12 protein-coding genes are annotated in these 13,567 nt (G+C 42.5%); 3 read left to right on the plus strand and 9 right to left on the minus strand.

Annotation, left to right across the window (positions count from 1 at the left end; translation table 11 throughout):
- The first annotated feature begins 113 nt into the window (after positions 1-113).
- Entirely contained in the window at positions 114-971 is an 858-nt protein-coding gene (locus C6Y03_RS14495) for a GNAT family N-acetyltransferase (RefSeq protein WP_106039537.1), read from the plus strand.
- 41 nt (positions 972-1,012) lie between these two features.
- Here C6Y03_RS14495 and C6Y03_RS14500 read toward each other — a convergent pair whose 3' ends face one another.
- Genes C6Y03_RS14500 through C6Y03_RS14525 form a run of 6 tightly spaced genes read right to left on the minus strand, consistent with a single transcriptional unit; the run spans position 1,013 to position 9,323 of the window.
- Positions 1,013-2,827 (minus strand): IucA/IucC family protein, encoded by a 1,815-nt coding sequence (locus tag C6Y03_RS14500; RefSeq protein WP_106039538.1) that lies wholly within the window; start codon positions 2,825-2,827, stop codon positions 1,013-1,015.
- 13 nt (positions 2,828-2,840) lie between these two features.
- Positions 2,841-4,190 (minus strand): lysine N(6)-hydroxylase/L-ornithine N(5)-oxygenase family protein, encoded by a 1,350-nt coding sequence (locus C6Y03_RS14505; protein WP_060595974.1) that lies wholly within the window; start codon positions 4,188-4,190, stop codon positions 2,841-2,843.
- Positions 4,165-4,719, minus strand: coding sequence for a GNAT family N-acetyltransferase (locus tag C6Y03_RS14510; protein WP_060595973.1), 555 nt, complete (start codon positions 4,717-4,719; stop codon positions 4,165-4,167). The genes C6Y03_RS14505 and C6Y03_RS14510 overlap by 26 nt, the downstream gene beginning before the upstream one ends.
- Complete coding sequence (locus C6Y03_RS14515; RefSeq protein WP_106031487.1) at positions 4,716-6,497, minus strand: IucA/IucC family protein; 1,782 nt, start codon at positions 6,495-6,497, stop codon at positions 4,716-4,718. The genes C6Y03_RS14510 and C6Y03_RS14515 overlap by 4 nt, the downstream gene beginning before the upstream one ends.
- Entirely contained in the window at positions 6,494-7,990 is a 1,497-nt protein-coding gene (locus C6Y03_RS14520) for a pyridoxal phosphate-dependent decarboxylase family protein (RefSeq protein ID WP_106039539.1), read from the minus strand. The genes C6Y03_RS14515 and C6Y03_RS14520 overlap by 4 nt, the downstream gene beginning before the upstream one ends.
- Positions 7,977-9,323: an aspartate aminotransferase family protein gene (locus tag C6Y03_RS14525; protein ID WP_034663402.1), complete on the minus strand. Its 1,347-nt coding sequence runs from the start codon at positions 9,321-9,323 to the stop codon at positions 7,977-7,979. The genes C6Y03_RS14520 and C6Y03_RS14525 overlap by 14 nt, the downstream gene beginning before the upstream one ends.
- A 386-nt stretch (positions 9,324-9,709) precedes the next feature.
- Here C6Y03_RS14525 and C6Y03_RS14530 point away from each other — a divergent pair, with 386 nt between their 5' ends.
- Positions 9,710-10,246 carry a serine O-acetyltransferase gene (locus C6Y03_RS14530; protein ID WP_034663405.1) on the plus strand — a complete coding sequence of 179 codons (537 nt, stop codon included), beginning with the start codon at positions 9,710-9,712 and terminating at the stop codon, positions 10,244-10,246.
- On the opposite strand, the gene C6Y03_RS14535 is transcribed toward C6Y03_RS14530, so the two are convergent.
- The 3 genes from C6Y03_RS14535 to C6Y03_RS14545 all read right to left on the minus strand — a co-directional run bounded on the left by C6Y03_RS14535 (position 10,241) and on the right by C6Y03_RS14545 (position 12,053).
- Positions 10,241-10,501, minus strand: coding sequence for a hypothetical protein (locus tag C6Y03_RS14535; protein ID WP_081311424.1), 261 nt, complete (start codon positions 10,499-10,501; stop codon positions 10,241-10,243). The genes C6Y03_RS14530 and C6Y03_RS14535 overlap by 6 nt on opposite strands.
- Before the next feature lie 113 nt (positions 10,502-10,614).
- A complete protein-coding gene (locus C6Y03_RS14540) occupies positions 10,615-11,172 on the minus strand; it encodes a GNAT family N-acetyltransferase (RefSeq protein ID WP_106031485.1) in 558 nt (185 codons plus the stop codon).
- A 14-nt stretch (positions 11,173-11,186) separates the two neighbouring features.
- The gene (locus C6Y03_RS14545; RefSeq protein WP_060595967.1) at positions 11,187-12,053 is read right to left on the minus strand and encodes an AraC family transcriptional regulator; all 867 of its coding nucleotides are present in this window, start codon (positions 12,051-12,053) and stop codon (positions 11,187-11,189) included.
- 113 nt (positions 12,054-12,166) lie between these two features.
- Between C6Y03_RS14545 and C6Y03_RS14550 the strand changes: the two genes are divergently transcribed.
- A complete protein-coding gene (locus C6Y03_RS14550) occupies positions 12,167-13,543 on the plus strand; it encodes an MATE family efflux transporter (protein ID WP_060595966.1) in 1,377 nt (458 codons plus the stop codon).
- The last annotated feature ends 24 nt before the right edge of the window (positions 13,544-13,567 follow it).

Below are 13,567 nucleotides of genomic sequence, written 5' to 3' on the forward strand. Positions count from 1 at the left end.
GCAGGACCTCCGGAATTGGAGGTTCTTTTTTGATTGTAAACACCAATTTTTACACTATGCTTCTTATGGTACGATACATATAAATGAATTCAGCTAAGAAGGAGTTGCGTGTCATGACAAACGTTGTTCAACGAGCATTAACAATTGATGACATACCAGATCTCATCGCATTGTCTAAAGAGGTAGAATGGCCTGATTACAATGCGGAAGAACTCACATCTCTTTTAACAAATGGATATTTCACAGGTTTTTCAACAACGGACGGACAAGTCATCTCATGTGCGGGACTTTTCCAATATGATCAATTGGCGTCAATTGGGGCAGTCATTGTATCTGAGACACATCGCGGATTAGGTCTTGCACGGAAAATGATTGACACCCTGATAGGTCAAAGTGATCAAAGCATTCCTGTCGTTTTAACTGCTACTGTCCAAGGGCGGCCTGTTTACGAAAAAATCGGGTTTCACACGGCTGGTTACATTCATACTTACAAAGCGCAAAAACCGAACCCAGAGGCGCTTCGTGTGTCAGATGACATTCACCTGTCTCCTGCCGATGAAACGCACCTTCCGTCCATTGAAGCACTTGATGAAAAAGGCGCAGGTACAAATCGAACAAGCTTTTTAAAAAACCGGATGAACCGGGCAGCACGGCGTATCATTGCAAAGAATGAACATCACGAAACAACTGGCTTTGCGTTTGGCGTTGAAACGCCTGCCAATTTAATGATTGGACCGCTTGCAGCAATTGATGAACTTACAGCTCTTTCGCTCATCCATTCGCTCATCTCGTCTTATTCGGGTGCGATTCGTTTAGATATGCAGGAGGAAACAGCTGAGCGCCTGCACGCAACACTTGTTGAAGCAGGTTTTACGAAAACAAACAAAGCGCATTTTATGATGATTCGCGGAAAAGAAAAACAGAACGATCCCGCACTTCTTTATTTCCTTGCCTCTCAAGCATTTTCGTAAAAAATAAAAGCTGTAGACAGTTGATGTCTACAGCTTTTCTATTACTTCTCACAGGCGGACGAAAGAACATGAGCGAGTGCATTTTTGACCTTCCCATGCTCTGACGCATGCGGGCGGTCATCTCCATCTCCGTACCCATAATCAATCATTCGATTACGATTTAAGCACAGCTTTGTCAGCTTCGGCTGGAATAGATCAAATAGTTCAAAACGGTCCTTCAGCTGCGGGAATTGTTTTTGATAATGCTGAATTTCTTCTGCAAGCAAGCGCCAAAGAGTCGTTTCATCTAACAATTGATGATTGTCTAACACATTTGATACGTAACGCAGGTTACAAATAAACAGTCCTGTAAAGATAAACTGCACTAACCCTTCCGGCGGCTCACTCCGCAGCACTTCTTTTAAATCTTCTTCTAATGAAGCCAATTCAGGCAGCGGCTGATCACTAATATTCACATCATCAACGAAATCTTTGATCGCCAAACGATGCGGCTGATGATCTTTTAACACAAGAATCGTATTTTGTCCGTGCGGTGAAAAGACGGTGCCGTATTGATACATAAAGTGCAGCAGCGGCGGCATCACCACATGGAAAAATTTCGCCATCCATTCCTTTGCTGAGAGACCAGATTTTTCAATCAGCTGTTTCACATATGGCTCACCTTCATGATCCTCATAAGTGAGTGCTGCAAGTGTAACAGGGCTCTCTCCTTCATCTAAATACGTATAAATGCTTTCTCTAAAAATCACACCGAGCATCTCAAGATATTGATACGGCGCACCAGGCAGTTTGCTGTAGTAAGGATGATCGACATTGATACTTGCGTTCTCACCAGGTAAAATCACGCGGCAGACATCCGATAAAAATGAGTCTTGATCCGCAATCCCTTTAATATGCGCTGTAATACGAGGGGCAATGACTGTCCGTTCTGACGGAAGTCCCCGGTACACGAGTGTATTTAAAATACTCATTGGCAGTTTAATATGATGCTTGCCTTTATTTGAGATGTTTGTAAAGGTTCTGATGGACTGCTGCGGGATATATTGATCCAGTCCCTCTCCTACATACACAATCCGGCGCAAGGCCAAATCTTCCGGGAAATGCTGAATAATCATATGCGTCCACTGCCACTTATGAACAGGCATCAAATAATAATCAGCTGCATTCAATCCTTCATCCTTTAACACGCGGTGAAATTGACGGATCGTGACTTCATCTAATTCTTTGGCGATCACCTGCTCATAATTTTCATGATCGACCGCATGGAATGTCGCAAGGTCCCGGTGAACAGCAATCCAAGACAGCTGCACACTTTCTTGCCTTTCAGGTGCATAGGCTAGGTAGTCATCGTAACTGAACCCAATTCGTCCTTTGTTATACACAATCCAAGGATGGCCTGTCATCTCTCCTTCAATCCAAGCGTAATCTGTATCTGTCAGTTCATCCGCACGAAGTGCTTTTTTCGACAGCAAATGTACATCTGCTAACAGGGTATGATGAAGCTCTTTGATAAGATGGCCTGTTGTATCAGAAGACATTGGAATGAGCGGCTGAATGTCTAGTAAAAACACAATCGCACTGACATCCTTTGACCATTTTCCGTCTTGACAGCACTCGATTGATTCAGCGATTGTATCAAAACTATCAAACAAACGAGGTTTTGCGAGATAGCGATATTTCTTATGTTCATGAATGATTAATTCATACTGAGCGATGCCATCCTTACGATCTAGCTGCACGGGATGAAGCATGTCCTCATACATGTATTCAGACAGCATTTTTGCCACCATTCGCTGGTTTGCCTTTTTCCAAGCAGCAGGATTCACCGCTTTTTTCAATTCATCTTGTACACTCATCGCTTCATCCTCCTTAACCTTTGATTTCTTCAAATGTGTTAACGTTCTTGTGTGTACCAAATGTCTGGAAGACGTGCTTTTGATAAAGTGGATACACGGTTTGACGAGCAAGTTCATTGATAATTACACTGTTTCGGTAAGCGCCAAGCCCTAAATCCGGAGCGCCAACCCCATGTGTATGAAGCTCAGCATTTTGCACAAAAATATCATTTTCACCCATTGTATTTGTTTTTAAACGATATTCACGTTCGACCTGGAATCGTCCTTGATCGTCCCATTGAATATGATGAGAAATTGGGTTGATAAACGGCGGCAGTACCGATTGATAGCCAGTCGCCAGCACAACAATATCGGTCTCATGGGTAAAGGTGTCCTCTTTGACCCATTGCATGCATGAAAGGGACAAGCCGTCCGCTGTTTCCTCAATCAAGTTGACCTCTGTCATTGCTTGAAGCACTGTGTTCAACTGCTCTCCGCAGGCAGAACGTTCATAAAGCAAATGGTAAATATCACGGATCATTGCAGAGCTGATGCCTTTATACAGCAAGTCTTGCTGCTTTAACAAAGCATCCTTTTTTGTTTGGGGAAGCTCATAAAAGAAATCAATATAATCTGGAGAGAAATATTCAAGACCAAGGTTTGAATATTCCATTGGGAAAAATCCTTTAGAGCGTGTGAACCAGTGAATATCCTTTGCCTCATCATCTGATAAAATATCATAAAACACTTCTGCCGCACTTTGGCCAGAGCCGATAACTGTCACAGATTTCCCTTTAAAACAGCCTTCTTTCTTTCGTTTTAAATAGTCAGCAGAGTGAAAAACTTTCTCTCCTAAAGCTGGCTGGAGCGATGCTGGTATCGCCGGCTGTGTACCAATTCCTAAGACGAGATGCTTACTTTCAAATACCTCTACGGTTTGATCATTCACATGACGGACATGCACTTCATATCGCTTTTCTCCTGCTTTCTCAATCAATGAGACAGATTCGACGTTCATGCCAAATCGGCAAGAGTCTAACTGATCTGCGACCCAGCGGCAATAATGACTATATTCCTTGCGCGGGATATGAAAATCCTCTAGAAAGTAAAATGAATACAAACGGTTTTGCTCCTGCAAATAGTTAAGAAAGCTATATTTGTTTTTCACATCTGCCATGCTGACAAGGTCCGCTAAAAAGGGGACTTGCAGTGTCGTCCCTTCAATGAGCATACCTGGGTGCCAATGAAAGGCTTCACTTCTTTCAAAAAACAAAGCGTCGATTTCATTTACCTCTTCAGATAATGCGGCCAGTCCCAGGTTAAACGGACCAATGCCGATTCCAATTACATCCACTACATTATTTTGCTTGTTGAACCGCGTCATGGTTATACTTCCTTTCGAATCGTTCTCGATCACAAAACATCAAAAGACCTGTTTTATCGGGTAAATTGACTGGTTTTACACGTTCAAATCCGCATTTTTCAAATACATGGATCATTTTTTCATTGCGAATATCCGGCTCAGCGACGATTTTTTCTGTTCGTTTGTTCTGCTCAAATTGAAAGGCTGTCATTGCCTGAAGCAGCGGGGCCGCAAATCCTTTCCCCACATAATCCGGCTCCCCTATTAATAGATGGATTCCTTGATCATGCGGAGAAGGCTGATAGTAGGATTCAATGACGTCACCTTTGACGTTGTATGCCTCAAAATAACTCATTGGCGTCCCATCAATTGTTCCTAAATAAAGAGTTTGATGCGGATCATGAATCGCCTGATAAAAATGCTTTTCAAAAGCAGGAAACGGAATATTCAAATGCCAAAATGGGTGAACATACTCTTCTTGCATCCACTTGTGGACAAGCCGGACATCCCTTTCATATTCAGCGCGAATAAACCTAATACGATGCCTCATCCAATCAGCGCCTCCTTATGTAAAAAGAGCGGATTCAAGACAGCTGTGTAACGAGACTGTGTTTCCAGAGATCCTGTCAGCTCATCCATATCTTCAAACCGTGTCAGCAAATTCGCTTTTGAAGGCAGCTCCTTTGAGCGGAGAAGGCTGTTTGTCAGTTCAGATGCCCCGTATGTTTCCTCATGAGCGAGCAATGTGTCTCTCACGAGTGCCAGCAAGTCTTCTTCCTTTGCCAGTCCTTCTGTGCCAAAGCCGTTAATGAGACCAAATAAATGATTAAAGAAGAAATAATAACGCAGTCTCTCAACGGCTACATCATCTGCACAAATGGTTTCACTTCTCACGCTCAAGTTTTGGACAAGGTTTGCGAGTTTATCCTTTTTCGATTCACTATAATAGTAGCCTTGGTTGTCACGATAATAGAAGGTGTCCGGGTAACCAGCCTTCATTTGCACAACAGCATTTTGCTGATGGGCTTCCAGTGCAAGACCATATGTTTCAAACAGCCAGAGCATCGGTTCTAACGAAATGGTTAAATATTGCTTAAACCAATCTTGGCTCACAGCATCTGTTGATCGGCCTTCTGCGTCTGCAAGGTCATGAATGATCCCTGCTAATCGCGATTTTCCACCATACGCATGATCCTGACATAATCCAGCAATTAAGCTTGCCCCTTTTTCACGATGCAAAAATGGATTTTGACGAATGACTACTTCAAAGCCAGATTCCGCCTCTTCTCCTTGAATGGATAAATAGGCAGGATCTTCAATGACCCGGAATCCAGAGAATTTATCGTATAAAGAAATGCCTAATTCTGTTTTTAAAATGCGAGACATCTCAACTCCGCGATCCAGTTCCTTTTGTTTATTGACACGTAAGGAGTTTGTAATTTTCACAGGAACAGAGAATTTGAGCATGTAAGCAGAATCTTTTTGATAGACAGTTCTAAAGGATGAGGTCGCTGTGTATTCAGACCCCAGCGGTCCTAAATAAGTCAGTTTCCCTTCCTCTATATAACGCTGGACGAACGCTTTCTCCATGACCACTTTGACTTGCAACGGGTGAATCGGAATGAGCACATATTCTCCGTTTTCTGTTAACGTATTCAGTCTCTCTGTTTCTTCTGGTACCTGGCGCAAGAGCTCTTCTAACATGAGGCTTGCCGCAGACTGTGCAATAGACGAATCCTGAAGCACAATCGAATGGTGCGCTTTAAAGTAATGAAGCTGGAAAGCCCCTTTCAGCTCAGGAGAATAGACCGCTTCTTCCTCCTCCGTCATCCCTTGTCTGCTTTTTGGAGTGGGATGCGTTAAATGTCCAAGAAGAAGTGACTGCTCAGCCTCGATATACTCAAAATCGGCTTCAGAAAGAGCTGCTCGATCACTTTCTCGCTCCTTTAAGAATCGTTCAATATTTCGGCAGCTTAAAATGATGCGAAGCATGAATTCATCCTCTGCATCTGTGCGGCCATATTCAATGAGAAGCTCCTTTGAACATAGAGCAACAAGTGTCGTGTAATCGGCGATTGCGCCCTCTTGTTCACTGCCTTGCGGACGGAAGCGAATCGGAAAATCAAAGAGATGGCGGCCAACAGATGAAACATATCGGATCGGAATCACAAGCTCTAGATCTTGCTTTGCTAGTTTTGCGATGAATACAAGCGAGCCATCTGCTCTCGTCTCTTTTTTTGCAGATCGATCGATTCCTGTTTCGCGTAAAAAACAGTTTAAAAAGCTTTGCATAGTTGCATTTTCAGCCATTTGTTTATATTGACTCAACGTAGTACCCTCCCGGATTGAATATGAGCGATCCCGATATCAACGATGTCAGAAAGGATTTCCTCAATATGTGTGATTGTCGTTCTCGGATTTAACAAAGTGAATTTTAAGCATGTTCGGCCATCAACCACTGTTTTCGCAATGACAGCAGTTCCCGTTTTGAACAATGTCCGATGAATGATTTTATTGATGTCATCTGTTCGGTGCTCATCCTTAAATCGGAACACAATCGCATTGATTTCTGGCTCAGGATTGATTACTTCAAGGTGATCATTTCTCTCAATAAGCGCGGCCACATCCTTCGCAAAATGAATGGTATGATCAATGATGTCACCAAATCCTTCTTCTCCAATTAGACGAAGAGAGAGAAGTAACTTCAGAGCATCAAACCGGCGCGTCGTTTGGATAGATTTATTGACGAGATGTAGAATACCATCTAGTTCATCTTCCTTTGGATTAAGATAATCTGCATGATAATCGATCAAACCAAAATGTCTTTTATCCTTCAGCAAAAATGCCCCGCAAGAAATCGGCTGATAAAATTGCTTATGAAAGTCGATCGTGATTGAATCAGCAAGCTCCATACCGGCTAATTTACTTCGGTAGGTTTCGCTTAATACAAGTGCTCCGCCGTAGGCAGCATCTGCGTGAATCCACAGACCGTCTGGTTTGACGATGTCATACACATCTCGAACCGAGTCAATACTTCCAAAATCAGTTGTCCCGCAAGTCGCTACTACCGCAAAAGGAAGCAGGTTCTGATCCTTTAATTCAACCATCTTCTTTTTCAAATCATTGAGGTCCATTCGGTGATGCTCATCCGTCTCGACCAGTACAACAGCCTGCTCCCCTAAACCGAGCTGGGATGCAGATTTTTTCACCGTAAAATGAGCATTTTTAGAGCAAAGAATTCTCATGCGGTGAGCTTCACTTGGTAAGCCTTTCTGCTGAACATTCCACTGCCATGTGTTTTCACAAAAGGCATCTCTCGCCAGAAGCAGCCCCATATAGTTAGATTGGGTTCCACCGCTTGTAAATGTCCCATCTGCTAAGCCGCCATAAGAAAACTTTGCACATAGCCACTTGAGGATTTCCTCCTCAACCAAAGAAGCAATACCGCTTTGATCAAAGGAATCCATTGATTGGTTAAAGGAACTCACCATCACCTCTGCGGCAAGTGCAGGAATGAGCGGCGGACAATGCAGATGTGCCAAGCATTTAGGATGCGATACATCAATCAAATGCGGCAAAAGATGTTCTTTTATATCTTGAAAGACAGATTCAATTGATTCTCCAGACGGTTGAAATCGGAATAACGATTCGACACTAGCCGCTAATTTCCCAGGCAATATTCCGCTGTATGGTCCTGTGTCTTTTTGCCATTGCTCCAGTAAGCTGTCGATAGATGTATGAAGAGCCGCTTGGAAGGACTCTCTTCCAAGCTGGCTTTGATTCATAAATAATGAATCCACAGAAGCTTTAGTTGATTGCATCGTACACGGCCTCTTTAAAAATAGCGATGACTTTTTCAAGCTGTTCTTCTGTCATAATGAGTGGCGGCAGGAATCGAATCACACTTCCGAAACGGCCTCCTGTCTCCACAATTAAGCCTTTATCGAAGCAATTCTTTTGAATAAGACTGGCCAGCTCTGGATTCGCTGGATAGCTTCCGTCCACATCCTGTTTCTCATTTGGATTGACTACTTCAACGCCAATCATTAAACCTCTTCCTCGAACATCACCGAGAGCAGGTACTTGTTTTTGGATGTCTTTTAGGTGAGCCTGCATACGATTTCCTAACTGTTCTACATGATCAAGCAGGTTGGTTTCTTTTATAAATTTAAGCGTAGCGGTTCCTGCAGCCATCGCCATTTGATTCCCTCTAAATGTCCCGATGTGTGCACCTGGATTCCATTGATCTAAATCTTTATCATAAATCACAACTGAAAGCGGCAGGCTTCCACCAATGGCTTTTGACAGCACAATGACGTCAGGTACAATTCCTGCATGTTCAAAGGCAAACATCTTACCTGTTCGGCCGATGCCTGATTGAACCTCATCAATAATGAGCGGAATCCCTTTTTCTTTTGTGATTCTTCTCATTTCCTTCATCCATTCAATAGATGCTGGAATGGAGCCTCCCTCGCCCTGCACTGCTTCAAAGATCATACCTGCTGGCGGAAGAATACCACTTTCAGGATCATTTAATACGCGCTCAATATACGAACTTGAAATGCGGTGCGAATCCTTCCCTCCAATTCCAAATGGGCAGCGATATTCATATGGGTAAGGCATAAAATGAACATCAGGTATTAACCCTTGCACTCTTTCCTTTGGAGATAAATTCCCGCTTAATGACATCGTGCCATGTGTCGCACCGTGATACGCACCGTGGAATGAAAGAATGGAACGATTACCTGTCGCTGTCTTGACTAATTTAATAGCTGCTTCTATGGCGTCACCACCAGTTGGCCCACAAAATTGAATTTTGGCTCTTTTTGCAAACTCTTCTGGCAAGTGAGAAAAGATTTCATTCACAAATTCTTCTTTAATTTCTGAGGTTATGTCCAGCGTATGCAACGGTCTTTTTTCATGAAGCATACGTTCAATAGCTTCTATCACAACTGGATGATTGTGACCAAGTGCAAGTGTTCCTGCGCCTGCCAGGCAGTCATAAAACTCTCTGCCATCCGCATCTGTCACGATCATACCCTCGGCTTTTTGCATGGCTAATGGGAACCGTCTCGGGTAAGACCTTGCATTAGATTCTCTTTGACTTTGCTGCTCTAAAAATTGCTGATTTTTAGAAACGGTTTTGATGGACATAATAAAACACTCCTCCAATTGATAAAGATTATCATTTTCATTTACTAGCCTAGAGGATGTGAGATATGAAAGTCAATTGTATTCAAAAAGATGATTCGAAAAGCATATGAATGCTATATTCTCTTTTTAGCGAGTATTTTCGTGTAATTTTTACAAACCTCTACTGCCATAAGGAGATCAAACGGATGAGACGGAATGATGTAGAAAAAAATTACAAATCATTCTTCCTGGTTCTTTTGTTCTACTCATGACGAAGCTCTTATTTTATACAGGAAACTGGATGAAAATGATGTAGAAAAAGAAAGAAATAAACGCCTATCTATATTGATATAAATGGTTATAATGGTATAATTTCTCTGAAACAAAAGGGAATGGAGAGGGATCTGATGATTTTAACGAAGCACGATCTTCACCACTACTTGGCACAGGATAAGAAAGCATTAGCCATTAAGCGCAAAAGACCTAAGTGGTTTGGGGATGATATATGGAAATATCAAAGGATTTTACGAAAATATGAATACTATTCTAATAGCGGCGCTACACTTCGCAAATGGTTTTATCGCTATTTACATAAAAAGAAAGGCATGCAGCTTGGCTTTGATATTCCGATTGGTGTCTTCGGCCCTGGCCTTAGAATCAATCATACGGGTCTCTTAATTGTGAACAAGCATGCAAAAATTGGGGCATTTTGTGATATTCATCAAGGGGTGAATATTGGTCAGAACCATCATGAAAAGGATGTGCCAACCATTGGGGATCATGTATGGATTGGCCCTGGTGCTAAGCTGTTTGGGGACATCTATATTGCAAATCATATTTCAATCGGAGCAAATGCTGTTGTAAACCGTTCTTTTCACGAGGAGAAGATTGTTATTGCAGGTGTGCCTGCGCAAAAGGTAAAAGAAAAAAGCCCTTCTTCATGAAGGACTCACCTGATAAAAAAGAATGATACCGATCAAAACAGAGATGAGCAGCATGAGATAAAACAAGATCGTTAAAATGAGAATGGTCCAGCCAAGTCCCTTCCTCTCTGTCTTGATCAAATAAATACCGAGAACGATGGTACTAAATAGGACACCTAAAATGGCCCACAGCCATTTGTCTTTATCATGCTTTGGCGCATCAAACCATAAATAAATGGCAACAGCAAGTGAAACGAATAACCCCGTAATTCTCACGTTCAAACTCCTCCTTATGTAAATTACATGTTCTCTATTATGCTTTTTAGCCCCCCTTCTTCTTCAGTTTATTCAAACATTCGATCCTTTTGTCCTAAAACGATTCATCATTGTTAAGTAGCATGTCGCGGGAGGCTTTTCCATTCCTCTCTCAGCATCCCATAGCGCATCGAATCATAATATTCTCCTTGATAGTAACGGACCTTTCGCAGTCTCCCCTCAAGGACAAATCCGCATTTCTCTGCGCACCGCATCATCCGTTCATTTCCCGACCATGTGGTAAGACCAATTCGAGGGATATCAATGTGTGTAAATAACTCATCAGTCCATAGACTTAACGCCTTTGTCCCAACGCCACCGCTCCAAAAGCGCGAGTCATAAATGAGAATGCCGCATTCAAGCCACCGTGTACGTTCATTCTCCCAATAATATGACACGGTGCCTTTGATTTCGCCGTCTATTTCAATGCCATATAGCTTTGGCGGAATGGATGTGTCCTGTAAGTATCGTTTTTTAAATGCAGCAAGCGGGATTTCGTGTTCATAAAAATATGGGGCATTCCACTTTCGATAGGACTGATCTGGTGCTTTGAATTTTAAATGCCATACCATCTCTAAATCGGCTTCGTTTAATGCTTGTATGCTCACATGCTCTTCCTTTTCCCTTTTCATCTGTTCACGTTCCTTTACTTTGTCGTTCTTTTTGCTAGATGACGGTACTCGATAGGCGTCATGCCTTCGTTTTGCCGAAACAGTTTAGAAAAATAAGTAGGGTCGTCAATGCCTACGTGATCAGCAATAGCTGCGATTTTATCATTCGTTGAGGCAAGCATGCTTTTGGCTTTTTCGACCTTGAGACGATTGATGTATTGGTTTGGCGTCAGTCCATATACCGTCTGCATGCACCTTGTCATGTAATCAGGATGATAATGCAGCTTCTCTGCAAGCTCTTCCATTTGTAGTTTCTTCATAAAGTGACGCTCAAGATAATGAACCACTTCTGAGGCGACATTCTCCTTTGCACTTGGAATATGAAATGCTTCTTTTTGTAAATGAATGAGCATTTCCTCAAACTGAAGCTGCTTTTTCAGCGGCAGTTCAGACGCGTCATCATTTAGTGCACGCATTGCTGAAAGATGTTTTTCGAACACATTTCTTCCTTTCACTTTTCCTATACGAGGCAGGCTAAATTCATATGTTGCCGGCTTTTCAAAGGTGGCTTGATTTTGTTTCATATCAAACCAGTGTTCTCTCAGCCGATTCGTCAACTCAAATGGATCAATTGAAAAATGCAGCCACTCATAGTGAGTTTCTTCTTCGCATGGCAGGTGTCCCCCATGAGACAAGCCAGGTGAGAGAATGATATATTCTCCTTCTTTTACGTGATGAGCCTCTCTGTCTTCTGTGATCCATAGTTCCCCCTTTGTGACATAAAGAAGATCAAACACAGTGAAGGTTCTAGAGATATGTCTTTCTCCTTGATGAAATACACCTTTGCCTGAAGCAATATAAACCGGGAACGGCGGTACAGTAAATGTAATAAATCGATTCATATTCATCCCCTTATGAAGTCGGATTTCTCCAATAAGTTTCGGTTTCATCTCTTCTTATTATAGTCGATGCAAGGTACACTATAAATCGGATTTATACGAAAGGAGGTTGATTGATGAAACCTCAATCACTGCCAATTCAAAAGGTTCAAGCTAGGGGTAAGAAAACCCATCCTTCATTATTTGCATTAACTTGGCCTATTTTTATTGAAATCTCTTTATATATGCTCATGGGAAGCGCGGATACCCTCATGCTCAGTCAATATTCCGATAATAGTGTTGCCGCAGTTGGTGTAAGCAACCAGCTCCTGAATTTATTGATTGTCATGTTCAGTTTCATTACAACTGGAACGACGATTGTGATTGCGCAGCTTTTAGGAGCTAGCCGCAGGCAGGAAGCGACTCAAGTCGCCTATGTCTCACTAGGAACCAACTTCTTGATTAGCTTTGTCATTAGTCTTCTCATGTTTGTATTAGCTGTTCCCATTTTACACCTGATGGGCCTATCAAGTGAGCTCATGCCGGATGCGGCGGTATTTTTACAAATTGTCGGACTGCTTTCTTTTATTCAAGCGCTCATTATGACGTATAGTGCTATTTTAAAAAGCTACGGATATACAAGAGATACGATGTATGTCACCATCGGAATGAACTTGCTAAACGTTGCCGGTAACTATCTGGTCATTTTCGGTCCGTTTGGCTTCCCCGTATTAGGTGTGATGGGGGTCGCTTTTTCTACCTCACTTGCTCGGTTGATCGGATTAATGGCAATGATCCTCATTGTACGCCGCCGAATTGGATTACGCTTTTCACTGAAGAAGATGTTTCACATCCAGCGGACACATTTAAAAAAGCTTCTGAAAATCGGGATTCCTTCTGCTGGAGAGCAGCTTTCTTATAACGGCTCTCAAATGATCATTACACTGTTTATTACGTTTATGGGGACGCAGGCATTAGCAGCAAAGGTCTATACTCAAAATTTAATGATGTTCATTATGCTATTTGGTGCAGCCATTAGCCAAGGGACACAAATTTTAATCGGGCGCCATATTGGGGCGAAGGAATTCGATGCTGCCTATCACAGATGCATGAAAAGCTTATACTGGGCCATTGGCATCTCCCTTCTTTCTTCCACTGCTTTATCTTTATCATCGACGCATTTGCTTGCTTTCTTCACTAGCAACAGCGAGATCATTCAAATCGCCGCCACACTCCTCCTATTGACAATTATTTTGGAACCTGGCCGTTCTTTTAATATGGTCATTATTAATTCCTTGCGGGCTGCTGGTGACGCGAAGTTTCCAGTGTATATGGCGATGATTTCAATGTGGGGCATTGGGCTTCCGATCGCTTACTTTTTAGGCATTCAGCTTGAGATGGGTCTCATTGGAGTTTGGATTTCTTTTATCGTGGATGAATGGGTAAGAGGCATCTTTATGTATAGGCGGTGGCGTTCAAGGGTATGGACAGAGTATCGCTTTTCTTCCACATAAAAAGGACTGCGGGTGCAGTCCTTT

Source organism: Bacillus sp. LNXM65 (genome assembly GCF_002998575.1).
Lineage (GTDB): Bacteria > Bacillota > Bacilli > Bacillales > Bacillaceae > Bacillus.